Genomic DNA, 25,803 nt, shown 5'->3' on the forward strand with positions numbered 1-25,803 from the left:
AGGGCGGTGGTCATGTGCGGTGGTCCGGTGTGCGGTCCGGGGGCGGCTCCCGTGGCGGATTCGGTGTGGGTGCGGCGGGTCGTGTGCGTGGCGCGGGGCGGTGGGGAGGAGCGGGCCCGTGTCCCTGGCGGGTGGTCGGCTGATGGGGGCAGGGCGGTGGTCATGTGCGGTGGTCCGGTGTGCGGTCCGGGGGCGGCTCCCGTGGCGGATTCGGTGTGGGTGCGGCGGGTCGTGTGCGTGGCGCGGGGTGGTGGGGAGGAGCGGGCCCGTGTCCCTGGCGGGGCGGCTGGGGGCGGGGGCTCGGCGGCCGGGGGGCGGTGGCATCTCGCCCGTCCCGGGTCGCGGTCACGGGGCGCGGAGCCCATGGCGTTCTCCTCGGCGGAGGCGGGCCGGAGCGGGCCGCCGGGTACCCGGGCCCTCCGGCGCGAAACCGGGCGCCTCTCCGGCCCTTCAGACCGCGCGGCGCCTCGCGACGGCCCTCTGCAACGCCGTGCGCAGCTCCGGCGACGGCGGCGGGCCGTCCGCTTCCGCACTCGCCGTCACCGCCGCCGCGACATCCCGCAGCTTCGTGTTCGACAGTTGCGACGCCTCCCGCAGGATGTGCCACGCCTCGTCGGACGTACAGCCGTGGGTGGCCATGAGAATGCCCCGGGCCTGGTCGATGACCGGGCGCGAGGCGATGGCCTGGCGAAGTTGCTCGACCTCTTCCCGGAGCACGTGCAGACACTCCGCGCGTTCCAGGGCGACCGCCGAGGAGGCCGGAGCGGCCGGTGCCGACGCGAAGACCCGGCCGACGGCGTCCGGATCGGTCAGCGGGTCGGTCGTGTCCAGGCCCGCCAGCTCCAGGATCCGGCGCGGCTGGCCGTTCCAGTTCGTCGCCGTCACCGTCCGCGACCACTGCCGGCCGTGGTCGGCCAGCACGTCCAGGAACTGCAGGCCGGCCGTGTCCATGAAATGCACGCCCCTCATGTCCAGCTCGACCCGGGTGACGGTGGCCGGCAGGTCGGTCAGGGTTCTGTCCAGGATCTCCGCGCAGCCGTGGACGAGCTCGCCCCGGGGGGTGAGCTCGGCGCGGTCCGCGTCGACGCGGCCACAGATGACCAGGGTGTCCAGCCCTCCTGTGAGTCGTGGTGATGCCGCTGAGGTCATGTCACCGCCTTGTCGGTCCTCGTCGGTCGTGTTCGTCTCGCCGGCCTGCATGACGTCACTCGCCCCCGTGGACGTCGGTGTGACGTGCGCCTGCCCGCCGTACGGCGTACTACACACGGTTCCGGGGAATGAGGTTGTCCCGTACGGGTACGAGCGCTGTGGTCCGCGAGAAGCGTGGGGAGAGGGGCTTGAACACTCGGCAGCAGGTGTCGGCGACCGGCCCGGGCGGACCTGTGCCGGGCTTGGCGGTGTTTCCGCTGGCCGGGCAGCAGGGCGTGAGGGCAGCCGGTGAGGTCGGCCTGACGACGCGTGCGATCTGGGAAGGCGTACTGGAGCAGGCTGTCCGTGAGGATGAGGACGTGTACTACTTGGAGCTGTCCGAGGTGACGTTCGTCGACGTGGCGGGCGCCGATGCGCTCGCGACGGCCGCCGGGCGGCTCGGGGACGGCCGGAGGTTCGTGGTGCGCCGGCCGCCGGCGGCGCTGCGGCGCACGCTCGACCTGCTGTGGCCCGGCCAGACGGGGATCGAGGTGTCGACGTGACGACCACCGCGGTGACCGAGCCCTTCGGGCCCCTCGATCCCTTCGCCCACCCCGCGCTCTTCTACCGGGACGAGCAGGAGTACCTCGACGGCACCCTGCCCTTCGTGCACGCCGGCCTGGAGGCGGGCGAGCCGGTCGCCGTCGCCGTGCCCGGCAAGAACCTCACCCTGATCAGGGACGCGCTGGGGGACGCCGCCGAGTCCGTGCGGCTCCTGGACATGCGCGAGGCGGGCCGCAATCCCGGGCGGATCATCCCCGGCGTGCTGCGTGCCTTCGCCGACGCCCAGCCCGACGGCCGCCGGGTGCGGATCATCGGCGAGCCGGTCTGGGCGGGCCGCTCCGACACCGAGTACCCGGCCTGCGCCCAGCACGAGGCGCTCATCAACGCCGCCTTCCGGGGCCGTACGGCGACCATCCTGTGCCCGTACGACATCGCCCGGCTGCCCGAGCACTTCGTCGCCGACGCCTACGCCACCCACCCCACCGTCATCCACCCCGGCTCCGACGTCGCCCGGGAAAGCGGCGCCTACGCCCCCGAGGACGTCGTCAGCCGCTACAACCAGCCGCTGGAGCCCGTGCGGGAGGCGCTGACGTTCGCCTTCGACTCCGACTCGCTCTCCCAGGCCCGGCACGTGGCCGTCGGGGAGGGCGTGCGGCTCGGCCTCGTCGGCGTCAAGCGGGAGGATCTGGCCCTCGCCGCGGCCGAGCTCACCACCAACAGCGTGGTGCACGGCGGCGGTGCGGGCGTGCTGCGGCTGTGGGCCGAGGAGGGGTACGTGGTGTGCGAGGTCCGCGACGAGGGGCGGCTCGCGGACGTCCTGGCCGGACGCCGGCCCGTGCCCCGCGACCAGCGCGGCGGGCGCGGGATGCTGCTGGTCAATCTGATCGCCGACCTGGTGCGGGTGCACCGGAGCGACAGCGGGACGACCGTGCGCTGCTGGTTCGCCCGCTGACCGGCCGCTGACGCTCAGGAGCCCAGCGGGTCCAGGGCCAGCGGCGCGATCCTGCCCTCCAGCATCGCGCCGAGACCCTGCACGGCGCACACGTCCGGGCGCTCGGCGATGTGCACCGGCATGCCGGTCGCCTGCCGCAGCATCTGGTCCAGGCCCGGCAGCAGGGCGCTACCGCCGACCATCATGATCCCCCGGTCGGCGAGGTCGGCGACCAGGTCGGGCGGGCAGGCCCGCAGCACCTTGCCGATGCCGTCGAGGATCGCGGTGAGCGGTGTCTGGATGGCGTCCCGGACGGCCGCGGTGTCGACCTGGACGGAGCGGGCCAGTCCCGTGGCGACGTCCCGGCCGTGGATCTCCGTGGAGGCCGGGCCCTGCGGGGTGAGGCCGTTGCCGGACAGGGCGAGTTGCAGCGGCCGGACCGACTGGCTCGGCAGCATCAGCTCGTGCTCGTGCCGCAGGTGCTGCACGATCGCCTGGTCGACGGCCTCGCCGCCCACCGGGATGCGTTCGGCGGTGACGATCGCGCCGAGCGACAGCACCGCCACCTGCGTGGCCGCCGCCCCGCACACCATGATCATGGTCGCCTCGGGCTGCTCCATGGGCAGTCCGCAGCCGACTGCCGCGGCGATGAGGGTGTCGACCAGTTCCACCCGGCGGGCGCCCATGCCGACGAGTGTCTCGATGCACGCGCGCTGCGCCAGCGGGTCGGCGTCGTGCGGGGTGCAGGCCGCCGCCCGCAGGATCGGCTTGCGGCGCAGCGCGCGGCGCATCTTGTCGCCCAGCAGGTGCCGCAGCATGCGCTGCGCCATCTCGATGTCGACGACGGTGCCGCCGGACACCGGCCGGGCCACCCGGATGTAGTCGGGGGTGCGGCCCGTCATCTTCTCCGCGAGTTCGCCGACCGCGATCAGCGCCCCGGTGCGGGTGTTCACGGCGGCGGCGGACGGCTGGTCGACGACGAGACCCGCGCCCTTGACGTAGACGCGGGTGCGGGCCGCCCCGAGGTCGACGGCGAAGTGGCAGCGGCGCAACTGCTCCAGACTGGCGGTCATGGCAGGTCCTCCCGAGAGCACAGACCGTGGGGGGCCGCCAGGTGGCGGGCCTCGCGGGCGTGGGTCCGCCGGGTGGCGGGCCTCCTTCGCATGGTGCGCGGGAGCGGGCCCGGCCGCCTTTCCTGGAGGGCCGGGCGGGGCGCCGCCGAACGGGGGTATCGACCTCCGGTCACAGGGAGTGCGCGGCCTCCAGCAGGGGCGCGAGGGAGGGCACCGTGGTCTCGCAGCCGGCCTCGCGCAGCCGCCGGTCGATGGTGGTGTTCCGGGCGAGGCCGATGAAGCGCAGCCCGGCCCGCCGGGCGGCGGCGAGTTCGGCGAGCCCTTGCCGGAGCTGGGCAGGGAGACGCGGTGGTGGGCCTGGTGCGGGGTGTGGTCCACCTCGGAAGGTACTTGATGACGCGGTCGGCATGCACCGTACTCATCCGCCGACGGTCCCCCGGGTCACCCCCAGCTCCACCAGGTCCTGCGGACGGATGCGGAGCTGGTCCGCGGTCGCCTCCACCGCGCGCGGCGGTCGTTTCAGGATGGCCGCCGCGAGCTCCGGGGCGATCACCGAGAAGTAACTGTCGGGTGTGGCCCAGGTGTTGCCGGGAGCGGCCAGGGCCAGCGCGCCGCCGGAGCCGCCCTCACCGATCACCAGCGTGGTCACCGGGGTGCCGACGCTCGCGACCGCGCCGAACAGGTCGGCGATCGCCGCGCCCGCCCCCTGCCGCTCCGCCTCCGCGTCGTTGGCCGCTCCCGGGGTGTCCACCAGGGTCAGCACCGGGATGCCGAGCCGGTCCGCGAGACGGATCAGCCGGGCGGCGGTGCGGTATCCGGCCGGCCGGGTCGCGCTCCCGGTCTGCGCGGCGTACGCGACCGTACGGCCCTCGTGTGTGCCGAAGCCGCAGAGCATGCCGTCCGGGTCGGTGCCGCCGCAGCGGTCGCCGCTGATCGCGACCCGCTCGGTGAAATACGCCTCCAAGTAGGCCGTGGCACGCGGCCGCCGGGAGGAGCGGGCCCGCCGGACGGCGTCCCAGCCCGTGGCGGGCAGGACCCCGCACTCGCCGAGCGGGTCGGGCGGTGGGGCGGGCGTGACCGACGGGCACGTCAGCAGCCGCAGCCACCGTCCCAGCGTCTCGCGCAGCTCCTCCGGCCGTACGACCGCGTCCGCCGCGCCCGCCGCGACCTGCGCCTCGGCCGTGTACGCCGCCGGGTCCGCGTCCGCCGGCCGCACCCGGGAACCGGCGAAGCCGACCTGGGCACCGGGCAGCGCGAGCACCACGTCGGCGCCCGCGCCCAGGGTGGCCCACCCGCCCCCGGTGGTCGGGTCGCGCAGGACCGCGACCTGCGCGAGACCGGCCTCCCGGGTGAGGGCCGACTGACGGGCCACCCGCTGGAGTTGGGTCAGCGCGAGCATGCCCTCCTGCATCCGGCTGCCGCCCGTCGCCACCAGCGGCACCACCGGGAGGCGGCGCTCACGGGCGCAGGCGTACGCCGCCTCCAGCCGGTCCCCGGTGCGCTCACCGAGGGAGCCGCCGAGGAAACCGAACTCGAACGCGAGCAGCACGGCCCGGGTGCCGCCGACGCGGGCGGTGCCGCACACCACGGACTCCTGCTCGCCGGTGCGTTCGGCGGCCCGCGCGCGGGAGTCGTCGTAGCCAGGCCAGGCGAGCGGGCCGTCGGGCCTCGACGGCCTCGCGGGGACGGGAAGTTCGGCGAACGTGGCCTCGTCGGCGAGGGCGGTGACGACGGCGCGGGCGGAGAGGCGCTCAGTCATGGGCCAGCGCCCGCTTCAGGATCTTCCCCATGTCGTTGCGGGGCAGCGCGTCCAGGTGATGGACGACCCGTGGCCGCTTGTGCGGGGCGAGCCGTTGCGCCACATGGTCCGCCAACTCCTCCAGCCCGGGCGGCGACTCGGGGTCGGCCGGCACGATCCACGCCACGATCCGCTCGCCCAGGTCGGCGTCCGGCTCCCCCGTGACGGCCGCCTCCCGCACCCCGGGGTGTTCCAGGAGCGCGTTCTCGATCTCACCGGCACCGATCTTGTAACCGCCGCTCTTGATCAGGTCGGTGGCCTTGCGGCCCACGATCCGGACGTAGCCGTCGGGGTCGCGCACCGCCATGTCGCCGGTACGGAACCAGCCGTCGGCGGTGAAGGCGGCGGCGGTGGCGTCGGGGCGGTTGAGGTACCCGGTGAACAGGTTCGGCCCGCGCACCTGGATCTCGCCGACCGTCTCCCCGTCGTACGCGGCGACCTCCGAGCCGTCCTCCTCGACCAGCCGCAGCTCCACACCCGGCAGCGGCACGCCGACCGTGCCCGGGCGGGCCTCGCCGTCGGCACGGACGCTGGTGTTCATCAGCGTCTCCGTCATGCCGTACCGCTCGATCACCCTGCGCCCGGTCGCGGTCGCGATCCGGCCGTGGTCGTGCACGGGCAGCGCGGCGGAACCGGAGACCAGCAGCCGCGCCCCGGTCAGGGCCTTCACCAGATCCGGGTCGCTCGTCACGGCCTCCGCGATGCGGTGGTACATCGTCGGCACGCCGAACAGCATGGTCGCCCCGCCGTTCAGCTCCCGGGCGACACCCTGGATGCTGAAGCGGCCCAGGTGCCGCACCGAACCGCCGCGCCGCAGCGGGCCGAGCGTACCCAGGACCAGCCCATGCACATGGAACAGCGGCAGCCCGTGGACGAGGACGTCGTCGCCGGTCCACCGCCAGGCGTCGGCCAGCGCGTCCAGGGTGCCGGCGACGGCCCGGCGCGGGATGACGGCACCCTTGGGCGGGCCGGTGGTGCCCGAGGTGTAGACGATCAGGGCCGGGTCCTCCGCTCCCGCACGGTCCTCGGGGGCGGTGCCGGTGGCGTGCACGTCGACGTCCACCCGGGCGAGGTCCCGCAGGGGGGCGGGGAGTTGGTCGTCCGGGGCGGTGAGCACGAGGCCGGGGGCACTGTCGGACAGGATGTGCCCGAGCTCCTTCTCGCCCGACTTGGGGTTGAGCGGCACGGCGGGCACCGAGGCCATCAGCGCGGCGACGACGGCGACGGCCGTCTCCATCGTGGGCGTCGCCCAGACGGCGACCCGGCGGGCCCGCCCGATGCGTTCCGCCGTCGCACCGGCCGCGGCGGCGAGCTCGCCGTAGGTCAAGGAGCGCTCACCGAACCGCAGGGCGGGCCGGTCGGCCGGGCCACTGGTCAGGGCCGGGAAGAGAGAGGTCACGCGTCACATCTCCTTAGCTGTTCGCCTGTCAGGGTCCCCGGCGGTCCGCCCCCGCCGGGGACGGAGCGCCGCGCCCCGTCAGGCCGCCGCCGGTACGACCGCCACCCTCCCTCCGTACACCATCGGCCGCCGGAAGAAACGCCCGCGGTCGGCGCCCGGTGCGGCCGTCCCGCGTGCGCGCCGGTCTGCCGTGGTCACACGGGGGTGTCGCGGCTCCGGAGCGGATTGTTAGCCTGCGACGGACACCGAGTCGATCGCCTCTACGAGGATGGAGTCGCCGTGGCCGGCACCCCGCGCATCGCCGTCGTCACCTATGACCCTCGCGGCGAGGAGCACACGGATCGGGACCTGCCGGTGCTGGTGGAGGCGCTGCGGGAGGCGGGGGCCGGGGCCGCCGCCGTGCACTGGGACGATCCCGCGGTGGACTGGGCCGGGTTCGATCTCGTCCTCATCCGGTCCACCTGGGACTACAGCTGGCGCGCCCAGGAGTTCACGGCGTGGGCCGAGCGGTGCGGGAAGGCGACGCGGCTCGCCAATCCGGCCGGCATCGTGCGGTGGAACGCCGACAAGCGCTACCTCGGGCAGCTCGCCGAGGCCGGAGTGCCCGCCGTGCCCACCCGGTACGTCGCGCCCGGCGACCCCGTCGACCTGCCCGCCGACCGGGAGTACGTCGTCAAGCCCGCCTCCGGGGCCGGGGCCCGGTACGCCGCCCGATACCCGGCCGGGGAACGGGACGCCGCCGCACGCCAGGTCGAGCGGATGCACGCCGAAGGGCTGACCGTGATGGTGCAGCCCTATCTGGCCGGCATCGACACGCACGGCGAGCGGGCCCTGCAGTTCTTCGGCGGACGCCTGCTGCACGCGAGCGTCAAGGGCGCCGTCCTGGCGCCCGGCACGCCCTACGACGCCGACAAGGTCGCCCATCCCGACCTGCGCCCCTGGGAGCCGACCGGTGCCGAACTGGCCGTCGCCGCGCGGGCGCTGGCCGCCGTGCCCGGGGACGCGGAGCCGCTGTACGCGCGCGTGGACCTCGTCACCGGACCGGACGGGGAGCCGTGGGTGATGGAGCTGGAACTGATCGAGCCGAACCTGTTCCTCGGTCTGCACCCGGACTCCGTGCCGCGCGTCGTGCGGGCGGTGCTGGCCGCCGCCCGCTGATCGGCACGGTGGGCATACGTCCCTCGGTGGGGCTATTGGTGTACTGGTAGGGCCATGCCCCCTCCCGAGCCGGCCCCGGAGCCCGCGCGACGGTCCTGGGCACCGCTGCCGGCGGTGTGAGCCGGGTACTTCATGGTGATCCTGGACGTGACGGTGATCAATGTCGCCGTACCGGTGATCTGGCGGGAGCTGTCGGCCTCGCTCACCGGGATCCAGTGGATCGCGGCACACTGCTCGCCTCCGCCGCGAACCACGGGGCACCGGGATCCGGGATCCGGACCAGCATGGGCATCGGCGCGCTCGTGTGTCTGACCGCGGCGGTCCTCGCGTCGTGGTGGGTACCGGTGAAGCCCCGGCGTTTCGCGCAGGCCCGGTAGGACTCATGTCTCGGCGGATGCCCGGGCCCCTCAGCCCGGACGGCCGGTGACGGACACCCGCTGCACCAGCCCCCAGGTGAACTCCGCGGCGGCCTCCCGCCGCACACCCCGAGCGTCCGGCGCGCTGAAGGCCAGCCCCCAACGGGTCGGTGCCGAGCCCTCCAGGGGGCGGGCCGGGGCGAAGGCACGGGCCGCCTCGTCGACCGTGCAGGACCAGGGGGTGAGATCGTCGAGCGTGCGCAGCTCCGGGCCCGGGGCGCCGGGGGCGCGGACCAGCCACTCGTTCCACACCGCGCGGTTCGGGGCGGTCAGCACCTCGAAACGCAGGGTGGGCCACAGGGGCAGCGGCCACAGCCAGGCCTCGCAGTCCAGGTCGCCGATCCGGCGCGGCGTACGGGATTCCGGTTCGCCGAGGACCGAGCGGTAGCGGGACAGGGGCGTGCGCGAGCGCGGGGAGCGGACCATGGCCTGCCAGCGCTTGTTGGCCTCGCGCATGTCCGCGAGGGAGGCCCCCAGCTGATGACGGGCGTCCTCCACGAGATCCGGATTGTGGTCGGCCATGCGGCGCAGCAGCACCAGCTGGAAGTCGAGCGGGGTGAAGGGGCTAGCGGGGCGCTTCGCGGAGGGCATGGGAACCATCGTCGCCCACCGGCGCGGTGCCCGGGCGGTGGCCGTCCGGGAGGAAGAGCACCGAGTTGACGTAGCGCGGCCCGCGCAGCGGGTCGTACGGCAGGACCCGGCGGAGCAGGCCGTGCGAGACCACGTAGGAGGCGTCCGCCTGGTGCGCCTCCAGGGGGAACCTCGCCAGCGGCACCCACCGGTCGCCGGGCAGCACCCAGCCCTCGTAGCCCAGCAGGGACAGATAGGTCACCACCGGCGCGATCGGCTGGATGCGGGACTCCAGCTCCACGAACAGGGCCGGGCGGTCCCGGGCCAGCAGACCCGTCGCGCCCCGCAGCACCGCCGGTTCGTTGCCGTCCACGTCGATCTTGATGAAGCCGACGTTCCGCAGACCCAGCTCGTCCAGCGTGACACAGGAGACGTCCAGCGCGCGGCCGTGGATGTCGCGCCGCACCAGCGAGGACACGCCCCGGTCGCCGGAGTCGTCCGGCGGCAGCCACAGGCGGGCGATGCCCGGCCGGTCCGAGGCCGCCGCCCGGATCACGCGGACGTTCGGCGGCGCGGCGGCGGCCAGCAGCCGGGCCAGATGGGGCACCGGCTCGACCGTCACGACCTGTTCGGCGAGGCCGGCCAGGCGGTGCGTCCAGGGCCCGTACCAGCCGCCGACGTCCACCGCCGTGCCGCAGTCCGGCGGGCACAGCTCGGCGAGCCGCGCCAGCTCCGGTTCGAACCGGGGATACAGCGCCCGGGCCGCCGCGGCCACCAGACGGGTGGGCAGGAGAGGGGCGAGGCGCGCTGCCAGGCTGGTCACGGTGCCATCCTCTTGAGGAGTTCCTCGTGCACGTCGTCCGGCACCTGCTCGCCCGAGGAGGGCAGCAGCTGCGGAATGCCGTCGGTGATCGGGTAACGGCGGTGCAGGCGCGGGTTGTACAGCGCCTCCTCCTGCCCGGCCTCCTCGGCCAGCAGGTGCAGCGGGCCCTTGTCGATCGGGCAGGCGAGAATCCTGAGCAGCGGGTCGTCGGGCTTCATGGGGATGCCAGCTCCTCGGCGGGTGGGGAGGGTTGGGGAGTGGTGTCGTGCTTCGGCATGGTCAGCAGCACGGCCACCGCCAGGGCCGTGCCCGCCACCCGCAGCGCGAGCCGCAGCGGCTCGTCCGGCAGGGCCTCGCCGAACGAGACCGTGCCGAGCACCGCCGTGAACAGACTGGTGACGGTCGTGCACACCGGCACGATCAGCGACGCCCGGCAGCGCTGGAGCGCCGCCTGCGACATCACCAGGCCGAACACACCGGTGAACAGCAGCAGATACGGATACGGGGAGCTCAGCAGGTCCAGGATCGCGCCGCCGATCCCGCTGGTCGTCAGGTGGCCGGCGACGCCCTTGATGGCAAGGGAGCTGACCCCGTAGAGCAGGCCCACGGCCACCCCGTACTCGACGCCGGTCGTCGGGCGCCGGTGCCGGTTGCGGGTGCGCCGTTCGGCGGAGGCGTACAGCCACACCCCGGCCGCCAGCGAGGGCACGCACACCAGCAGGATCAGCTGGTAGGGCGCGTCCTGGCTGACGGTGTCGGAGCCATCCCGCAGCGACAGCACCACCATCAGCAGCGCCAGCAGGATCGCGCCCAGCGCGTACCGCTCCCGGCCGGAGGTCTCCTCCCCGAGCAGCCGGGCCGACAGCAGCACCAGCAGCACCAGGCCGGAGACGAAGATGCCCTGCGCGGCGGCGATCGGCAGGGTGCGGTAGACGACGAGCTGCGCGGCGAAACCGGCGGCGAGGGCGAGGGAGCCGCCGATCCACAGGGGACTGCCGAGGACGAGGCGCAGCAGCCGGGCCGGCTGCCGGATCGACACCTCGGGCAGGGAGGTGAGCGCCCGTTTCTCCAGTACGAAGCCCAGGCTGTACAGGGTGTTCGCCAGCAGGGCCGCGGCCACTCCCCACCACATGGGTTACGTCCTCCGGGCGTGCAGCAGCAGGATCGACGCGAGCTGCGGCCGGGCGCAGGCCAGCCGGTCCAGCGGCCGCAGCGGGCGCGGCACGCCGTGGAAGGGGGCCCCTTCGAGCCGTACGACGGTGAATCCGGACGCGGCGACGAACTCCCTGAGCGCGCGGGCGGTGTAGAGCCGCAGATGCCCCACGACCTCCTTGCCCGGGCGGCCGTGGATGCCGCGCAGGCTGACCTCCGAGAACACCGGCTGCACCCCGGCCAGCAGCAGGCCCCGGTTGTACCAGGCGGCCAGATTCGGGGTGGACAGCATCAGATGGCCGCCCGGGCGCAGGATCCGCCGGATCTCGTCGAGGGCCGCGTCCGGGTCGACGAGGTGCTCGATCACTTCGCTGAACAGCACGGCGTCGGCCGAGGCGGACGCGAAGGGCAGCCCCCCGCCGGTGAGTTCGCCGCGGACGGCGTACGGGATGCGGGTGCGGGCGCGGCGCAGGGCGTCCTGGGACCAGTCGACGCCGATGACGCGGTGGCCGGGCAGGAGCGGGGCGGCGGTGGCGGCGGCGGTGCCGTCCCCGCAGCCGATGTCGAGGACCGTGCGGGGGGCCCGGGCCGCCGGTCCGAGGGCGCGGGCCAGCATGCGGGCCTGGCGGAGGCTGCGCGGGGTGCCGGAGGCGACCGGGACGGCCGGGTTCTCGTAGAAGTCGCGCAGGTCCCGGGGTGGGCGTCCGGTGGTGGCCGGGGTGGTCACGGGGTCACCTCCGTGGTGTGCAGATAGTGCTCGAAGAGGTCGCGGAGGTGGGCGCCGTCGCCGTGGCCGAGCAGGGCGTTCGACCAGCGCAGGGCCAGATGGAGACGGCCGGCCGTGGAGGCGGTGGTCACGGTCAGGCCCCGCGGCATCCGGGCCGGGGCGGAGAACCAGACGGCGTGCGCGCGGCCCGCCTCCTCCCCGAAGTCCAGCGGGTAGGGGATACGGCCGATGTTGCTGAGCAGGGTCGTCGACGTCCAGGGCGCGGCGGCCCGGCGCAGGGCGCGGGTGAGGGCGGCGCGGGCGGTGACGGGTGCCCAGGGCGCGGTCAGGAGGGCCGCGCCGTGGCCCAGTTGGGGGCGGGGCAGCGACTTCAGGGCACGGGTCCGCTCCGCGGTGCGGCGCAGGAGGGCCGGCATGTCGGTGACGTCCAGCTCCCGCGGCGCGTACGGGACCTCCACCAGACGCGTGCCGTTGCCGATGGGCATCGTCGTGTCACGGGGGCGGTCGTCCACGGGCATGGTGATGCGCAGGGGGCGGGGGCGGGCGCCGTGCTCCCTGTTCCAGTGGGCGATGGTCAGGGCGGTGGTGACCATGAGCTGGTCGTTGACGGTGTAGGGGGAGCCCTTGGGGCGCTGCGGGAGGGGGAGTTCGGTGACGAGCATGCCGTTGCCCGGGGAGGGGTCGGGCGTGCCCCGTGCCACCCGCGCCGGGGGCGACCAGCCGGCCGGGGTGTCCGCCGCCTCCTGGTGGGCTCGAGGCGCGCGGACCGGGGGCGCCGCGGGGGCGTTGTCCCTGCCCCCGTACAGCTCCGCGGCTGTCGCCAGGACGCGGAGGCAGGCGGGCCCGTCGAGGGCGGTGTGGTTGACGGTGAGGAGGAGGACCGAGTCCACCACCTCGAGCCGTATCGGCGGGGACGACGACAACGGCGGCGCGTGGGAAAGGGCCCGGGCCCTGGCGTCCCGCAGGGCCCGGGGGCCCGGCGGGGCGAAGGTCACCACCTCCACATCGGGCTCCGGCGTCAGCTCCCACTCGTAGCGCCGCCGGTACCAGGGCCCCCGCGCCTCCCGCATCAGGATCCTCGGATGCCGGTGCAGGGCCTCCGCGAACGCCTTGCGCAGCCGCGCCTGGTCGAGGGGGCCCGGGAGGTGCACCTCGATGTGGACCGTTTCCGGTTCCGCCTCCTGGAGGCAGTGGCGGGACACCTCGTCCACCACCGGGAACGGAATGCGCGCCGGTGCCGTCATGCGGGCTTGCCCTCCCCCGGGTCGGTCCTCGGCAACCGCTGGGTCGGCGCCTGAGCGGGGGGCTCCTCGCGCAGGCTCACCAGTCCCGCGAACAGCCCGATCAGGGCGAGCAGTTGGGCCAGGTGCCCGAACGCGCCCTCGCCCGCGCCCACCGGTTCCCCGGCCCCGAACACGGCGGCGACGCCCGCACCGGCCAGGGCGGCGAACGCGATCGGCACCAGCAGGGCGTGCCGTCGCGAGGCCAGCAGTGCCAGCGCCGGCACCAGCAGCGCGAACCAGCCCGCGATCACCACGCCGACCAGCGTCAGCGCCGCCGCGCCGAGCCACGGGCCGGGCGGCGGCGGGACCGGCTGGGGCGCGTCGGGGTTGGCGGCGCGGCGCCGCCACAGCGTCAGGCCCAGCAGCACCGCGATGCCGACGCCGCTGCCGATCAGGGCGGCGTCGTACGTCGTGGCCGGCTCGTAGGACAGCTCGACGTCGCCGCCCGCCCCGGCCGGGACCCGCCAGCCCTGCTGCCAGCCGTCCAGCCGCACCGGCGTCAGCTCCTTGCCGTCCAGGGTGGCCTTCCAGCCGTCGTTGAAGTTCTCGTACGTCGTGAGGTACGAGGCCGCGCCCGAGCCGACCGTCACCCGGCGGTGGTCGCCCAGCCAGTCCCGGATCCGCAGGTCCCGCCCGGCCGTCGCGGCCTCGGGGACCGTGCCGCGGGTGAGGGTCACGTCCGTGAGCGTGAGCGGGCCGGCGTCCCCGCCCTCCAGCCGGTGCTCCCCGGCGGGAAGCCGCACCTCGGTGTCGTCCCGGCCGTCCTGGCAGAGCGTCACCTCTACGCCCCGCCGTTCCACCAGGTCCCGTACGGTGCCCTTCACGCTCGACTGGTACAGCTCGCCGTCCAGCGCCACGTCCGGGCCCCTGCCGCACGGCAGGGAGAACGTCCGGGTGCCGTCCGGCTGCGGTGTGCGGTACTGGTCGAGCGACGGGAGGTACGCCTCCGTGAGACCCACCGGGAGGCGCAGGTCCTCGTCGGCGACCGGGTTGTGCAGGGTCAGCGGGGCCGTCTCGGTGATCGTGATGTCGAGGCGGTCGGTGGTGATGGCGGGGAAGCGGACCCAGCCGTTCTTGTCGACACCGGCGATGGCGGCGCCGTCCGGGGAGCTGATGTGCACCTCGGAGGCCCGGGCGGACAGGCCGCCCGCGGGAGCCAGGACCAGTTCGCCGACCGGCTGCTTGCCCTGCCAGCGCAGGTGGATCGTCGGCCGGTCGCCCGCGATCCACGCCGTGGTCAGATCGCCGTCGGTGAGGTTGCGTGCCGCGAGGCCCGCGCCGAGGCGTGCCGTGGAGTCGGCGGTGGCGACGATCCGGGCCTGCTGTTCGGGCGCGACTTCGTAGAGCAACTCGTCGAGTGCCCCGCCCGGCACGGGCACCGCGCTCGCCTTCACCTCGTACGTCCCGGTGGCCGGAGTCGTGAAGCGGCGGTGCAGGCCCGCCTCGGTGCCGGTCGCGGCCAGACCGGTCGGGTCGGAGGTGCGGTGCAGGGAGACGACGGTCGCGGCCGAGGTGGCGTCATCGGCGTCCGTCGGAAGCCGCAGCAGTCGCGTCACCCGCACGTCCGGCAGGTCGATCTCGGAGAAGCCCGCCCCGGTCAGACCGGTCCTGCGCGCCACCGAGTCCACGATCGTGAGCTTCATCCACCGCGTCGCGCCCTCGGGCGCCTCGATCCGCTGGGTCGTGCCGTCGGGCTGGAGAAAACTGGTCTTCGAGCCCTTCTCGGTCTCCACCCGCACCCTCGTCGCCGCCGCCCGCACGCTCTCCTGCGGCAACGGCGTGACCTTGAAGGAGGACGGCATGTCGTAGGGGCCGGTGAAGCCGATGCGCAGCCACTGCCCGTCCGGCGAGTCCGGCGCGCCCTCCGCCCAGGCGGTGTCCGGGTTGCCGTCGAAGGCGTTCACCGGGTCGTACTGCGGGAGGTGGAAGAGCCAGTTGCCGTAGGAGGACGCCGACACCGAGCGGGCGCCGCGCAGTTCGGCCACCGTCTGGTGAGCGATGCCCTCGGAGGGCAGGATCTGGCGCGGTTTCTCGCCCGGGTCCTGCAGCGCGTCCGGCGCGTTGCGCTCGTCGCGCGTGTACGTGTACGAGGTACCGGAGTTGACCAGCCCGAACCGGGTGTCCGCCCGCCGCAGCCCGTCACCCACCACCTGCACGGCAGGGGTGCCGAGCCCGGGATGGTTGTCGCCGGTCAGGACGGCCGCCCGCCCGCGCAGACGTGACGCCAGCGGGAGCAGCGACTCCGGCCCGCCGGAGACCACGGCCGTGTCGGCGACCGGGGCGAGCCCGGCCTGACCGGGACGGATCACGTCGTCCCCCGTCGGCCGGTAGATCTCCACCGCCCGCTGCCGCGGATACAGCCCCTCCACCTGGAGCGGGGCGTCCTGCGCGATCCGGCCGCCGGTCATCACCGGTCCGAGCCCCGTCACCCGCTCGTACCCCGACTGTTCGAGGGTGCGCTTGACGGTCGTGGTGGGCACATGGCCGATCTGGTCGGGGTCGAGGTCGTTGCGTACGACGACGTAGTACAGCCCGGCCCGGCTCAGGTAGTCGGCCAGGCCCGGCACCTCGGCACCGGACATCAGCGCCTGTTCGACGGCGTCCATCGCCCGCCGGTTGCCGGGCGTGCCGAACGGCACGTAGTCGCGCTGCGCCCACCGCGACTCGGCGAGCACGTCGAGCGGCTGGTCGATGGGGGAGCCCCAGGTGTAGACGCCGTGCGCGGTCGCCGGGACGACCAGGGCACGCGAGTCGGGCGAGTACTTCTCCAGCCAGTCGGCCGTGGCCTGCCAGTAGGCCGGGAGCTGCTGGAACGAACCCGGGTTCAGGATCGAGCCGTTGAGGTACGGCCACAGCAGACCGGGCAGGATCAGCACCGCCGCGACCAGCGGGGCGAAACGCCGGCCGCGCACCCGCCGGGCCCCGCGCGGCTCGGCCGCCACCCCCACCAGATGGGCCAGCCCCAGCACCAGCGCCAGGGCCAGGCCCGTCTGGAACTTGTAGATGTTCCGGAACGGCGACAGCCACCCGTCCAGCCAGTCCTGCACCACCCCGTGGAACGGCGCCCCGAACGCCCCGCCGTACCCGGCGAGCAGCACCAGGGCCGTCACCAGCACCGTCAGCACCAGCCACCGCCGCTCCGGCAGGTCCCGCCGGGCGAGTCCGGCGAGGCCGAGTCCGGCCGCGAGCGCCGAGCAGAGGATCACCACGACGGAGGAGGCCACGGTCCAGCCGGCCGGCAGCCACGCGTCACCGAGGTGCAGATAGGCGACCCAGTTCCCGGCGCCGCGCAGCGCCTCGGTCGCCGACATGGTGTCCGTGGTCGTACGCGCCGTCTCTATGTAGGGGAGGAAGTTCTCGCCGTAGACCCCGAGCAGCAGCAGCGGCACCCACCACCAGGCCGTCACCACGATCACGGCCGGTGTCCACCAGGCGATCAGCTTGCGCTGCCGCGGTCCCGGGGGCCGGGACAGCAGGTACAGCCCGACCGGCAGCAGGGACGCCAGGGTCGCGGAGGCGTTCACACCGCCCATGAACGGCACGAGCAGCGCCGAGCGCAGGGCCGCGACCCGGGCGGTGTACCGCTCGTTCGTCAGCGGCAGCAGCACCCACGGCAGGAACGCCCCGGGCAGTGCCGCGGCCGACGTCGACCCGATGACGGTGGTGAACACCGGCCACAGCGCGTACGCCACCGCGGCCGGCAGCCGGGACGCCCCGCTGCCCACCCGCAGCCGCTCCGCCAGCCGCAACGCCCCCCAGAAGGCGACGGACACGATCAGCGACAGCCACAGCCGCTCCGCCAGCCACACCGGCAGGCGCACGAGGTCGCACAGCCAGTAGAACGGCAGCATCGGCCACAGATAACCGACGTACTGGTCCTGGATCCCGCCGAACCCGGCCCGGTCGTGCCACAACTGGCCCAAGTCGGCGAGGAACTGCCCCGGGTCGACCGTGACACCGAGCTTGGTGTCGAAGGTCTGCCGCCCCGGCCGCACCGCGAGGAACAACACGAACACCACGGCCCAGAAGCCCAGCAGCCAGCGCCGCGACCGCGGGCCGTCGGGCGGTCCCGCGGTGGTCGCGGTGGGAACGGCTGCCGGGGGAGGAGCCTGGACCGTGGTTGTCATGTAGGGCACCGCCGCAGAATGAGGAGGAGGTTCCAGGTGGCGAACTCGCGGATGCCGGGCGCCTTGACGACGGTCTCCGCGAGGAACGGCCAGTAGCGGGAGCGCGCCGAGACGACCGTGACGTCGTCCCGGGCGCGCACCTGCCTGAGGGTGGAGCCGATGTGCACCGCGAACAGGTTCTCGCCGAGCGTGTGCTTGGCGGGCCGGCCGGTCCGCCGCAGGTAGCGGGCCCGGGCCCGCTCGGCGCCGAAGTAGTGCCACGGGGCCCACTCGTGCCCGCCCCACGGCGACAGCCAGTTGGTGAACGACACGTAGATCAGCCCGCCGGGCCGCGTCACCCGGGCCAGTTCGCTGAGGAACGTCTCCGGATCCGCCACGTGTTCCAGCACATTGGAGGAGAAGGTGACGTCCGCGACACCGTCCCGCAGCGGCAGCAGGTACCCGTCGGCGACCACGGCCGACTCGGGCGGCTTTCCGCCGAGTTCGGCCGGGTCGGGCTCGAAGAGGAAGGCGTGCGCCCCGCGCCGCCGGAACTCCCGCGTGAAGTACCCGCTGCCGCCCCCGACATCGAGGACCGTACGCCCGGCGACGGACCCGTCACAGGCCTCGACCTGGTCGACGGCGTCGCGGGCCAGCAGCGTGTAGCAGGCCTCGGGATCGTCCTGCTCGCGGAGGAAGGCGCGGAACAGGGCGACCGAGCGCCGAAGGGACGGATCCCTCCAGGCGGGATGCCGAAAGGTGCCTTCCCGGGGGCGGGACGCACCGCGCGGGAGGTGTGTCACGGGGCCCAGCCCTTCACCGCCTCCGCGGCGACCGCCCTGAACTGCCGGACCGTACGGTCCCACCGGAACTGCGCCGCCCGCTCCCGGGCCGCCTTGCCCATCAGCTCCCGCTGCCGGCCGGACAGGGTCAGCGCGCACCAGGCCGCGGCGAACGAGGACTCACCGCGCGCGAGGATCCCGGTCTCACCGTCCACCACGGAGTCCTTGAGCCCCGGCACGTCGAAGGCCACACTCGGTGTCTCGCGCGCCGCGGCCTCCGTCACGACGAGACCCCACCCCTCCACGGCGGAGGGATGCAGCAACAGCCAGGCGGCGCAGAGCAGTCGATGCTTCTCGGCCTCCGTCACGTATCCGGTGAACTCCACACCGGGACCGGCGAGCCGCTCCAGACGTTCCCGCTCGGGCCCGTCACCGACGATCACCAGCCGGCCGCCGGTCACGGGCCGCACCCGCTCCCACAGCCGCAGCAGCAGATCGATCCGCTTGTACTCGACCAGCCGCCCGACGGCGACGAAGAGCGGCTCGGCCGAGCGATCGGCTCTCGGGCCCGGCTCCTCGACCCCGTTGTGCACGACTCTGATCCGGTCCCGTTCGACCCCGATCGCCCGCAGCGCGTGCGCGGTCGAGGAGGACACGGCGACGAGCAGGTTGCGCTGCTGCGCCCCGGTCAGCGCCCAGTGTTCGAGTCTTCGGCCGATGCGGGCGGCCGGTGCCAGCGGCCCGCCGAAGCGCATCTTCCACAGATCCGTGTGGACGTGGTTGACCAGGCACAGCGTGGGCCCTCGGTGCCACAACGGCGCCAGATACGGCATGCCGTTGCACACCTCGACCAGCAGATCGCAGTCGCCGACCTGGCGGGTGAAGGCCGATCGTGCGCGCAGGTAGTGCCCGTAGGGGCCGCCCGCCGACACGACCCGGTAGTCGCGGAAGGACGCGGGCCCTCCGCACAGCAGGGTCACCTGGTGGCCCAGGCGGGTCAGGCCGTCGGCGAGCTTGTCGACCAGCAGTTCGGAACCTCCGGCGGAGGGGTTGTCCAGATCACGGTGGGCGAGGAAGACGATCCGGCGCGGAGATGGGGGGAGCGCCGGAGGGTGCTGCGGCGCGCTGGAGGGCGCGGTGCGCAGCGTGGACGGCACGTGCTGGGGCATGGGTGCTCCAACTCGTCTCGGGGTGCGGAACTCAGCGTGGGGAAAACGTGGGGGTGGGGTCGTCTCGGCGGGGTCGGTCCGTGGGAAGCCTGAGCTCTTCCTGGGAGGGGAGTGTGGACGGGATGTGATCGGGTGGGGTTGGACAGTTTTCGCCCGGACGATCGCCACGGCTACTCACCGACGTGACAATTTCCGGCTTTGTTGAAGCTGACGTCACATCACATCGTGAGGGTGGGCTGGGGCGTACCGGATGTATCGGACGGAGTGGGGTGCTCCGGCTCCTTCCGCCCACGTGCCACGAGAACGCCGCCCACCACCGCGAGCACGAAGCCGCCGATCGCCGCCCCGATCGGCAGCGTCGTGCCCACCATCCGCAGCTGCCCGCTGTCCCGCTTCGCCTGCCGCACCGCCTCCTTCTGGGTCGCGGTCGTGAACGCGAGCTTGCGGCTGTCCAGCAGCACCGCCGCGTCCTTCGTCCCGCCCGGCGCCCGCAGGGTCCGCTTCGGGCCGGTCCGCGCGTAGATCACGCGGCCCGTCGCCTGGTCCACGACCAGCTCGAAGCCGTGGTTGGAGTACCACTCCTCGGCCAGCACCTGCGGCCGGCCCGGCTGGTCGACGAGGGTGCCGGGCACCATGCGCGTGCCGGTCTTCGTCGGGGGCACCGAGCCGGTGAACCGGTAGCCGGTGTAGCCCTGGACCTTCGCGGTGCCCCGGTAGCGCAGCACGACCGTGTCGCCGAGCGTGTTGTCCCACCACTGGTAGGAGCGTTTCTGCACGTCGAAGGGGAACTTCAGATACGCCTCGCCCTCGATGTACGGCTTCTCGCCGCAGCAGTGCACCGGCCGCGTGGTCTTCCGGTCCATCACCCAGCGGTGCGGCACGAAGTCCAGCGCGTCGTGCGGGTCGGCGGCCGGCAGCGACGTGTCGGTGTCGACCGTGGTCGTCACGTCCCAGACGGCGTTGCCGCTGCGTTCGCTGTCCTCGACGTTGCCCCGCACCCGCTGGGTCACGGTGATCCTGCGGTCGGGCACCGTCTCGATCCGGTCGGTGTCGAAGACGCTGCCCCGGCCGGTGTAGACGGCGGTGGTGTCGATGTCGATCGGGTTGACCGCGGCACGCGGCTCCACGTACCAGGCGAGCAGGGGCGCCAGCACCAGCAGGAACGTGCCGAGACCCAACAGGACCAAGGACAGGGGAGAGGTTGTACGGCGCATCCGGGCACTCCAGTGGCTTGGGACGGCTCGACGTACGAGAGGGCCGGCACGGCGGAGGAATCAGCGCGTGCGAAGGGGGTGTCGAACGGGCCGGGGCGGAGGGGGAGCGGCGTCTGGTGCGTGCGATCGCAACGCGCCGGAGCGCCCGCGCGGCGGAGCCACGTGGGTGGTTCTGCAACGCGGCGAGCGTGCGCGCCAGACGCCGCGACGCCGCGCCGGCCCGTTCGGCACCCCCTTGGGCCGGGAACCGTAGGCGGCTCTTGACGGGGTGTCAATGCTTGTCGAGACTGGGCGCGACAGGCAGGGACGGGACGCCGAGGTGGGGAAACCTCCGGACGACCTCCGGACGAATCCGGACAGAGAGGCTGACCCTGCGATGTCCAGACTGCTCGCTGCCGCGCTGACCGTCGCGCTCGCCGCCGCCCTCGCCGTGGGCGCCGCGCTGGGCGTGGTCGCGCTGCTCGAAGCCACACCCGACCAGCCGAACACTCCCCTGATCACGTACGAGCGAGCCGGTCAGGGGGACTGACCGTGACGGCCGCCCGCACCGCAGCTCTCACGACCCGCTCGGCCTGGCACGACGTACCGCGCTTCCAGGTGCGCCGGTTCGCCGCCATCGCCATGGCCGAGGCGCCCGCCCTCGCCGAGGAGATCCTCAGCGCGATCCAGCGCGAGTACCCGCACCTGCCCGTCGTCCTCGACGACTCCGGCGAGCCGATGGCCCTGGTCGGCATCCGCCGTGCCATCGAGGTCTTCGTGCAGCACCTGGAGCACTCGGAGGGACGCCCGACCGTCCCGCCCGGCGTCTTCCAGGAGTTCGGGCGCGGCGAGGGCCTGAACGGCCGCTCGCTCGACGCCCTCCAGGCCATCTACCGCATGGGCGTACGCCTGGCCTGGCGCCGCCTCGCCGACATCGGCCAGCGCGTGGACATCCCGCCCCCGGCGATGTACGAACTCGTCGACGCGGGCTACGAGTACCTCGACGGCCTGGTCGACCAGTCCGTACGCGGCTACGCCGAGGCCGCGGCCCGCCAGGCCGGCGAACGCCTGCGCCTGCAACGCCGCCTCATGGAACTGCTCCTCGCCGAGCACCACCGCGGCGACCCCGCCGAGGCCCTGACCGAACGGGCCGCCCGCATCGGCTGGCCCTTACCGTCGAAGGTCGCGGTCGGCGTCCTGCTGCGCCCGGCCCGCGAGGCGATGGCACCCGCGGTCGGCCAAGGCGTCCTGCTCGACATGGAGTACGAGCAGCCCCGCATGGTGGTGCCCGAACCGGACGCGGCGGGCCGCTCCGAGCTCATGCACCGGGCCCTGGCCGGCTGGTCCGGCGCGATCGGCCCACCGGTCCCGCTCACCGACGCGGCGAAGTCCCTGCGCTGGGCGGAGGCGGCGGTCCGCCTGATGGAACGCGACCTCCTCCCCGCCGGCGAGGTCCTCTACTGCACCGAACACACCGAGGCCCTCGTCCTCCTCCAGCCCGAGGAACTCATCGACGACCTGGCCCGGAGATGCCTGGCCCCCCTGACCCACTGCGGCCCCACCCACGGCCGCCGCCTCGCCGAAACCCTCCTGGCCTGGCTGGAGACCCGCGGCGGCGCCCCGGAGGTCGCCACCCGCCTCGGCGTCCACCCCCAGACGGTCCGCTACCGCCTGCGCCAGATCCGCGAACTGTGGGGCGACGAGATCGACGACCCCGACCGCCGCTTCGAACTGGAACTGGTGCTGCGGGCGCAGCGGCTGCGGGGGCAGTTGGGGGTGGCACGGGGGCGGCGCTGAGCCGGGCCGCACCCCCGGCGACGACCACCGCCGCCCCGGCGTCACACCGCCACCCCGGCGTCACACCGCGGCCCGCTCCTTCGCCGCAGTGCGCCCGGAGGCGGGTCACGCACAGAAATCCCCCCACCTCTGCGACACGTGTGACGTGTCGCACACCGCGCACTTCAATGTGCGCGCCACGCGATCGTGGGGTGCTCGGGGGTTTCCGCTTGCTGGGCGCCTGCCCATTGCCCGGGCATACCTCTATGGCTAGCCTGTGTTCGTCATGCCGATCGCCTGTTGAAATCTCGAACGCAGGCGCCTGAGACATATGAGGGAGGGGGCCGTCGTGGGACGCCTCGTACCAGCCGTGACCCGGGCTCTCGACATTCTCGAGCTCTTTCTCGACGGGGACGGGACGCTCTCCGCCCCCGACATCGTGCGGAAGCTCCAGCTGCCGCGCACCACCGTGCACGAACTGGTGACCACCCTCGCCGCCCGGAAGTACATCGTCCCGATGCCCGGCCAGCCCGGACGCTACCGGCTCGGTGTGCGCCCGTACCAGCTCGGAGCCCGCTACGCCGAGCATCTCGACCTCGCGGCCGAGGGACAGCTGGTCGCCCGGTCCGTCGCCGAGACCTGCGACGAGACCGTGCACGTGGCGATCCTGGAGGACACGGACGTCATCTACATCGCCAAGGTCGACTCCACGCACGCCGTGCGGATGGTGTCGGCGGCCGGGCGCAGGCTGCCCGCCCACTGCACCTCCGTCGGCAAGATGCTGCTGGCCTCCCTTCCCGAGCCGGAGCTCGCCGCGCGCATCCCCGACGACGCCGAGCTGGTCGGGATGACCCCCAACAGCATCACCGACCCGGGCGCTCTGCGCGAGGCCCTGGCCGAGATCCGTGAGCGCGGCCTCGCCGTGGAGAACCGCGAGTCCAACCCGGACGTCTCCTGCGTGGCCGCACCGGTCCGTGACCGCACCGGGCAGGTCGTCGCGGCCCTGTCGATCTCCGTTCCCATGATCCGCTGGAGCGAGGAGCGCCGCGGCGAGCTGGAGCAGCTCGCCGCCAAGGGCGCCGCCGAGCTGTCCGAGCACCTCGGTCACCGGAGCCTGGCGTGACGAGGCCGTACGAGGTCGCGGTGCGGGCCGAGGCCGAGCTCGGCGAGGGCCCGACCTGGGACACTGCGGCCGGACGGCTGCTGTGGATCGACATCCTCGGCTCGCGCCTGCACACCTACGACCCGGACACCGGGCGTCGCACGGTCCGCCGCACGGAGCAGCACATCGGTGCCGTCAAGCCGCGCGCCGGTGGCGGGCTCGTGCTGAACCTGCGCGACGGGGTCGGCCTCCTCGACCCGGACGGCGGCTTCGGCTGGCTCCACCACGAGCCGGTCCCCGGCCGCCGTGCCAACGACGCCGCCGTCGCTCCCGACGGCGCGCTGTGGGCGGGCACGATGCGCTACGACGAGGCGCCGGGGGGCGGGACGCTGTCCCGCGTCACCGGCGACGGCTCGGTCGCGGTCGTGCTCGACGACGTGGCCGTCAGCAACGGCACGGGGTGGAGCCCCGACGGGCGGCTGATGTACTACATCGACTCCCCGACCCGGCGGGTCGACGTCTTCGACCACGCGGACGGCCGGATCTCCGGGCGGCGGATCCTCGTCGAGATCGAGGAGAGCGCGGGCTTCCCGGACGGGCTCACCGTGGATGCCGAGGGGTGCGTGTGGGTGGCCCTGTGGCAGGGCTCGGCGGTGCGGCGGTACACACCCGACGGTGAGCTGGACCGGGTGATCGAGCTGCCGGTGCCGCTGGTGACGGCGTGTGCGTTCGGCGGGGCCGGGCTCACCGACCTGTATGTGACGACCGCTCGTGTGGGCCTGACCGATCCGCCCGCGCTGGCGGGGTCGTTGTTCGTGGTGCCGGGGGCGGGCAAGGGACTGGCCCAGCCTGCGTTCGACGGCTGACCGGGGGCGAGGGCGGGCGACCGGACGGGCCGGCTCTCGGTACGTCGGTACGTCGGTACGTGAGGTTGCCGACGGAACGCGGACCGGACGGGGTGGGACGGAGGCGGCCGGTCCAGCTCCCAGTACGTCGGTACGTCGGTACGTCGGTACGTGAGGTTGCCGGTGGGGCGCGGACCGGGTGGCTGGGGCGGAGGCGACCGGGCCGGCTCTCGGCGCGCCCGCGCGTGAGGTCGCCGACGGGCGCGGATCGGGCCGGGCCGCCCCTGCCTCAGTGTCCCGTCCGGTCCAGCCGCCGCAGGACCGCCCGCTCGTCGTCCGTCAGCGGCGCCCCCACCGCCGCGGGCAACGGCGGCCCGCTCAGCGTCGCCAGGACCGTCGAGGGCCGGAGCAGCCGGGTCGGCCCCGTGGTCATGCTCATCACGTCCCAGACCGCCGACGCCGCCGTGTAGGAGCCGGTCGCCGTGCGGATCATGCGGCGGGTGTAGGCGGTGACCAGACGGTCGGCGACCCCGGGCGAGCCCCCGCGCGTCCCCGGGTACCAGACGTCCTGGCTCACCGCCATCGTCCACGCGGACTCCACCGGCCTGGCCACCCTCCGCTGCACCCGCCGGGCGAGCCCGGGCTCGCCGAGGGCGGACCGCCGCAGCTCGCGGTCCAGCTCCCGGGCGCCCAGCGCGGCCACCGTCATGCCCTGTCCGTAGGCGGGGTTGAACGTGGCCAGCGCGTCACCGAGGACGACGAGGCGGTCGGGCCAGGAGCGCGCCTTCTCCAGGTACCGGCGGTGATTGCTGGTGCTGCGGCTGACATGGACCTCGGTGAGCGGTTCCGCGCCGGAGATCAGCCGCCCCACGATGGGGTCGGGCAGGTCCAGGGTGTAGCGGAGGAACGCGTCCGGATCGGACGGCGGTTCGCCGCCGCCCCGCGTGCCGGCGAGGCTGACCATCCAGCGGTCGCCCTCGATCGGCAGCACCATGCCGCTGCGCCCGGGCCGCCCCTGATACGGATCGGCCTGCACCATGGTCAGCGGGAAACGCCCGGCCCCTTCGGGAGTGCGGTAGAGACGGGTGGCGTTCACCAGGCCGGCGTCCACCGTCTTCTCGCGCACGTCGTCGACGCCCAGCCGCGCCAGCCAGGTCACGATCCGCGAGCCGCGTCCGCTCGCGTCCACCACGAAGTCGGCGGCGAGTTCCTCGTCCCCCGCGGCGGTCGAGAGGCGAACCCCCGTCACCCGCTGCCGCGACCCCGTCAGCTCCAGCACCCGCGCCTTGCGGATCACCACCCCGGTGTTGTCCAGCACGGCGCCCCGCACCGCCCAGTCGAGCAGGGCCCGGGTGCAGGTCAGCATCCGCGGCCCGGGGTGGCGCCAGCGCCGGAACCAGCCCTCGGGCGTGAGGGCGACCATGCCCGAGCCGAGCGGGATCTCGTGCGCACCGGCGGCCAGCAGATGCTTGCGCATGCTCACGCCCGGCACCAGGTCTTCCATGGAGGCCAGGCCGCCGGCCATGAGGAGATGCGCGTGACGTCCCTGCGGCAGGCCTTTGCGGTGCTCCGGCCCCTCGGGCAGCTCGTCCCGGTCGAGCACGACCACCTCGTCCGCGACGGCGGACAGGGCCGCCGCGGCCAGCATGCCGGCCAGACCCGCACCGATGACGACAGCTCTACGCGACATGCGACTCCTCGCACTCAGCCATGAAGGCTCCCCCGCCCTGAGGGCATTCCCCGACGTCCGGCCACAGCCGTGCGGCGGCCAACACCGGCCGCCTGCACCGGTTTCGAGCCATACGGGC

Annotated in this window: 23 protein-coding genes; 7 read left to right on the forward strand and 16 right to left on the reverse strand. The window is 74.0% G+C overall.

Annotated features, from left to right (window positions below):
• Window positions 1–450: 450 nt before the first annotated feature.
• On the reverse strand, window positions 451–1,149 hold the full coding sequence (locus tag ABTX62_RS24380; RefSeq protein ID WP_352118182.1) for an ANTAR domain-containing protein: 699 nt from the start codon (window positions 1,147–1,149) through the stop codon (window positions 451–453).
• A gap of 188 nt (window positions 1,150–1,337) precedes the next feature.
• On the opposite strand from ABTX62_RS24380, the gene ABTX62_RS24385 reads away from it, so the two are divergent.
• The gene (locus ABTX62_RS24385) at window positions 1,338–1,691 is read left to right on the forward strand and encodes an STAS domain-containing protein (RefSeq protein WP_502998004.1); all 354 of its coding nucleotides are present in this window, start codon (window positions 1,338–1,340) and stop codon (window positions 1,689–1,691) included.
• Window positions 1,688–2,644: an anti-sigma factor RsbA family regulatory protein gene (locus tag ABTX62_RS24390; protein WP_352118184.1), complete on the forward strand. Its 957-nt coding sequence runs from the start codon at window positions 1,688–1,690 to the stop codon at window positions 2,642–2,644. Before ABTX62_RS24385 ends, ABTX62_RS24390 begins: the two co-directional genes overlap by 4 nt.
• Before the next feature lie 14 nt (window positions 2,645–2,658).
• Here the strand turns inward: ABTX62_RS24390 and ABTX62_RS24395 are convergent, their stop codons facing one another.
• From ABTX62_RS24395 to ABTX62_RS24410, 4 genes are all read right to left on the reverse strand, one after another.
• Window positions 2,659–3,696, reverse strand: a complete 1,038-nt coding sequence (locus ABTX62_RS24395) for a rod shape-determining protein (RefSeq protein ID WP_352118185.1) — start codon at window positions 3,694–3,696, stop codon at window positions 2,659–2,661.
• Between the two features lie 169 nt (window positions 3,697–3,865).
• Window positions 3,866–4,105, reverse strand: a complete 240-nt coding sequence (locus tag ABTX62_RS24400; RefSeq protein WP_352118186.1) for a hypothetical protein — start codon at window positions 4,103–4,105, stop codon at window positions 3,866–3,868.
• Window positions 4,106–4,114: 9 nt separating this feature from the next.
• Window positions 4,115–5,455, reverse strand: coding sequence for a carboxyl transferase domain-containing protein (locus ABTX62_RS24405; RefSeq protein WP_352118187.1), 1,341 nt, complete (start codon window positions 5,453–5,455; stop codon window positions 4,115–4,117).
• Window positions 5,448–6,893, reverse strand: coding sequence for an acyl-CoA synthetase (locus ABTX62_RS24410; RefSeq protein WP_352118188.1), 1,446 nt, complete (start codon window positions 6,891–6,893; stop codon window positions 5,448–5,450). The genes ABTX62_RS24405 and ABTX62_RS24410 overlap by 8 nt, the downstream gene beginning before the upstream one ends.
• Window positions 6,894–7,172: 279 nt before the next feature.
• Here ABTX62_RS24410 and ABTX62_RS24415 point away from each other — a divergent pair, with 279 nt between their 5' ends.
• Entirely contained in the window at window positions 7,173–8,051 is an 879-nt protein-coding gene (locus tag ABTX62_RS24415) for an ATP-grasp domain-containing protein (protein WP_352118189.1), read from the forward strand.
• A 407-nt stretch (window positions 8,052–8,458) separates the two neighbouring features.
• Here the strand turns inward: ABTX62_RS24415 and ABTX62_RS24420 are convergent, their stop codons facing one another.
• The 10 genes from ABTX62_RS24420 to pgfA form a co-directional block, all read right to left on the reverse strand.
• The gene (locus ABTX62_RS24420) at window positions 8,459–9,067 is read right to left on the reverse strand and encodes a hypothetical protein (RefSeq protein ID WP_352118190.1); all 609 of its coding nucleotides are present in this window, start codon (window positions 9,065–9,067) and stop codon (window positions 8,459–8,461) included.
• Window positions 9,033–9,860: an FkbM family methyltransferase gene (locus ABTX62_RS24425; RefSeq protein WP_352118191.1), complete on the reverse strand. Its 828-nt coding sequence runs from the start codon at window positions 9,858–9,860 to the stop codon at window positions 9,033–9,035. The genes ABTX62_RS24420 and ABTX62_RS24425 overlap by 35 nt, the downstream gene beginning before the upstream one ends.
• Window positions 9,857–10,078, reverse strand: a complete 222-nt coding sequence (locus tag ABTX62_RS24430; RefSeq protein ID WP_283970038.1) for a Trm112 family protein — start codon at window positions 10,076–10,078, stop codon at window positions 9,857–9,859. The genes ABTX62_RS24425 and ABTX62_RS24430 overlap by 4 nt, the downstream gene beginning before the upstream one ends.
• Complete coding sequence (locus tag ABTX62_RS24435; protein WP_352118227.1) at window positions 10,075–10,980, reverse strand: hypothetical protein; 906 nt, start codon at window positions 10,978–10,980, stop codon at window positions 10,075–10,077. The genes ABTX62_RS24430 and ABTX62_RS24435 overlap by 4 nt, the downstream gene beginning before the upstream one ends.
• Before the next feature lie 15 nt (window positions 10,981–10,995).
• Window positions 10,996–11,739, reverse strand: coding sequence for a class I SAM-dependent methyltransferase (locus ABTX62_RS24440; protein WP_352118192.1), 744 nt, complete (start codon window positions 11,737–11,739; stop codon window positions 10,996–10,998).
• Window positions 11,736–12,983 carry a condensation protein gene (locus ABTX62_RS24445; RefSeq protein WP_352118193.1) on the reverse strand — a complete coding sequence of 416 codons (1,248 nt, stop codon included), beginning with the start codon at window positions 12,981–12,983 and terminating at the stop codon, window positions 11,736–11,738. The genes ABTX62_RS24440 and ABTX62_RS24445 overlap by 4 nt, the downstream gene beginning before the upstream one ends.
• Entirely contained in the window at window positions 12,980–17,149 is a 4,170-nt protein-coding gene (locus tag ABTX62_RS24450; RefSeq protein WP_352118194.1) for an alpha-(1->3)-arabinofuranosyltransferase domain-containing protein, read from the reverse strand. Before ABTX62_RS24450 ends, ABTX62_RS24445 begins: the two co-directional genes overlap by 4 nt.
• On the reverse strand, window positions 17,146–17,931 hold the full coding sequence (locus ABTX62_RS24455; protein WP_502998005.1) for a class I SAM-dependent methyltransferase: 786 nt from the start codon (window positions 17,929–17,931) through the stop codon (window positions 17,146–17,148). Before ABTX62_RS24455 ends, ABTX62_RS24450 begins: the two co-directional genes overlap by 4 nt.
• Window positions 17,928–19,079 (reverse strand): glycosyltransferase family 4 protein, encoded by a 1,152-nt coding sequence (locus ABTX62_RS24460; RefSeq protein WP_352118195.1) that lies wholly within the window; start codon window positions 19,077–19,079, stop codon window positions 17,928–17,930. Before ABTX62_RS24460 ends, ABTX62_RS24455 begins: the two co-directional genes overlap by 4 nt.
• A 218-nt stretch (window positions 19,080–19,297) precedes the next feature.
• The gene (gene pgfA / locus ABTX62_RS24465; protein WP_352118196.1) at window positions 19,298–20,293 is read right to left on the reverse strand and encodes a cell envelope lipid trafficking protein PgfA; all 996 of its coding nucleotides are present in this window, start codon (window positions 20,291–20,293) and stop codon (window positions 19,298–19,300) included.
• Window positions 20,294–20,669: 376 nt separating this feature from the next.
• Here pgfA and ABTX62_RS24470 point away from each other — a divergent pair, with 376 nt between their 5' ends.
• From ABTX62_RS24470 to ABTX62_RS24485, 4 genes are all read left to right on the forward strand, one after another.
• A complete protein-coding gene (locus tag ABTX62_RS24470; protein ID WP_352118197.1) occupies window positions 20,670–20,822 on the forward strand; it encodes a hypothetical protein in 153 nt (50 codons plus the stop codon).
• A 2-nt stretch (window positions 20,823–20,824) separates the two neighbouring features.
• Entirely contained in the window at window positions 20,825–22,069 is a 1,245-nt protein-coding gene (locus tag ABTX62_RS24475; protein ID WP_352118198.1) for a PucR family transcriptional regulator, read from the forward strand.
• A gap of 328 nt (window positions 22,070–22,397) precedes the next feature.
• A complete protein-coding gene (locus ABTX62_RS24480; protein ID WP_352118199.1) occupies window positions 22,398–23,171 on the forward strand; it encodes an IclR family transcriptional regulator in 774 nt (257 codons plus the stop codon).
• Entirely contained in the window at window positions 23,168–24,016 is an 849-nt protein-coding gene (locus tag ABTX62_RS24485) for an SMP-30/gluconolactonase/LRE family protein (RefSeq protein ID WP_352118200.1), read from the forward strand. Before ABTX62_RS24480 ends, ABTX62_RS24485 begins: the two co-directional genes overlap by 4 nt.
• A gap of 268 nt (window positions 24,017–24,284) precedes the next feature.
• Here the strand turns inward: ABTX62_RS24485 and ABTX62_RS24490 are convergent, their stop codons facing one another.
• The gene (locus ABTX62_RS24490; RefSeq protein ID WP_352118201.1) at window positions 24,285–25,685 is read right to left on the reverse strand and encodes an FAD-dependent monooxygenase; all 1,401 of its coding nucleotides are present in this window, start codon (window positions 25,683–25,685) and stop codon (window positions 24,285–24,287) included.
• Window positions 25,686–25,803: the final 118 nt, after the last annotated feature.

The sequence above is a fragment of the Streptomyces sp. NPDC096046 genome (assembly GCF_040303285.1).
Lineage (GTDB): Bacteria > Actinomycetota > Actinomycetes > Streptomycetales > Streptomycetaceae > Streptomyces.

Excerpts from the sequence above, each read along its gene's own strand:
- ABTX62_RS24395 (WP_352118185.1), bottom strand. The coding sequence starts at position 3,696 with ATGACCGCCAGTCTGGAGCAGTTGCGCCGCTGCCACTTCGCCGTCGAC.
- ABTX62_RS24430 (WP_283970038.1), bottom strand. The coding sequence starts at position 10,078 with ATGAAGCCCGACGACCCGCTGCTCAGGATTCTCGCCTGCCCGATCGAC.
- ABTX62_RS24420 (WP_352118190.1), bottom strand. The coding sequence starts at position 9,067 with ATGGTTCCCATGCCCTCCGCGAAGCGCCCCGCTAGCCCCTTCACCCCG.
- ABTX62_RS24490 (WP_352118201.1), bottom strand. The coding sequence starts at position 25,685 with ATGTCGCGTAGAGCTGTCGTCATCGGTGCGGGTCTGGCCGGCATGCTG.
- ABTX62_RS24400 (WP_352118186.1), bottom strand. The coding sequence starts at position 4,105 with ATGCCGACCGCGTCATCAAGTACCTTCCGAGGTGGACCACACCCCGCA.
- ABTX62_RS24450 (WP_352118194.1), bottom strand. The coding sequence starts at position 17,149 with ATGACAACCACGGTCCAGGCTCCTCCCCCGGCAGCCGTTCCCACCGCG.
- pgfA (WP_352118196.1), bottom strand. The coding sequence starts at position 20,293 with ATGCGCCGTACAACCTCTCCCCTGTCCTTGGTCCTGTTGGGTCTCGGC.
- ABTX62_RS24470 (WP_352118197.1), top strand. The coding sequence starts at position 20,670 with ATGTCCAGACTGCTCGCTGCCGCGCTGACCGTCGCGCTCGCCGCCGCC.
- ABTX62_RS24405 (WP_352118187.1), bottom strand. The coding sequence starts at position 5,455 with ATGACTGAGCGCCTCTCCGCCCGCGCCGTCGTCACCGCCCTCGCCGAC.
- ABTX62_RS24445 (WP_352118193.1), bottom strand. The coding sequence starts at position 12,983 with ATGACGGCACCGGCGCGCATTCCGTTCCCGGTGGTGGACGAGGTGTCC.
- ABTX62_RS24460 (WP_352118195.1), bottom strand. The coding sequence starts at position 19,079 with ATGCCCCAGCACGTGCCGTCCACGCTGCGCACCGCGCCCTCCAGCGCG.
- ABTX62_RS24380 (WP_352118182.1), bottom strand. The coding sequence starts at position 1,149 with ATGACCTCAGCGGCATCACCACGACTCACAGGAGGGCTGGACACCCTG.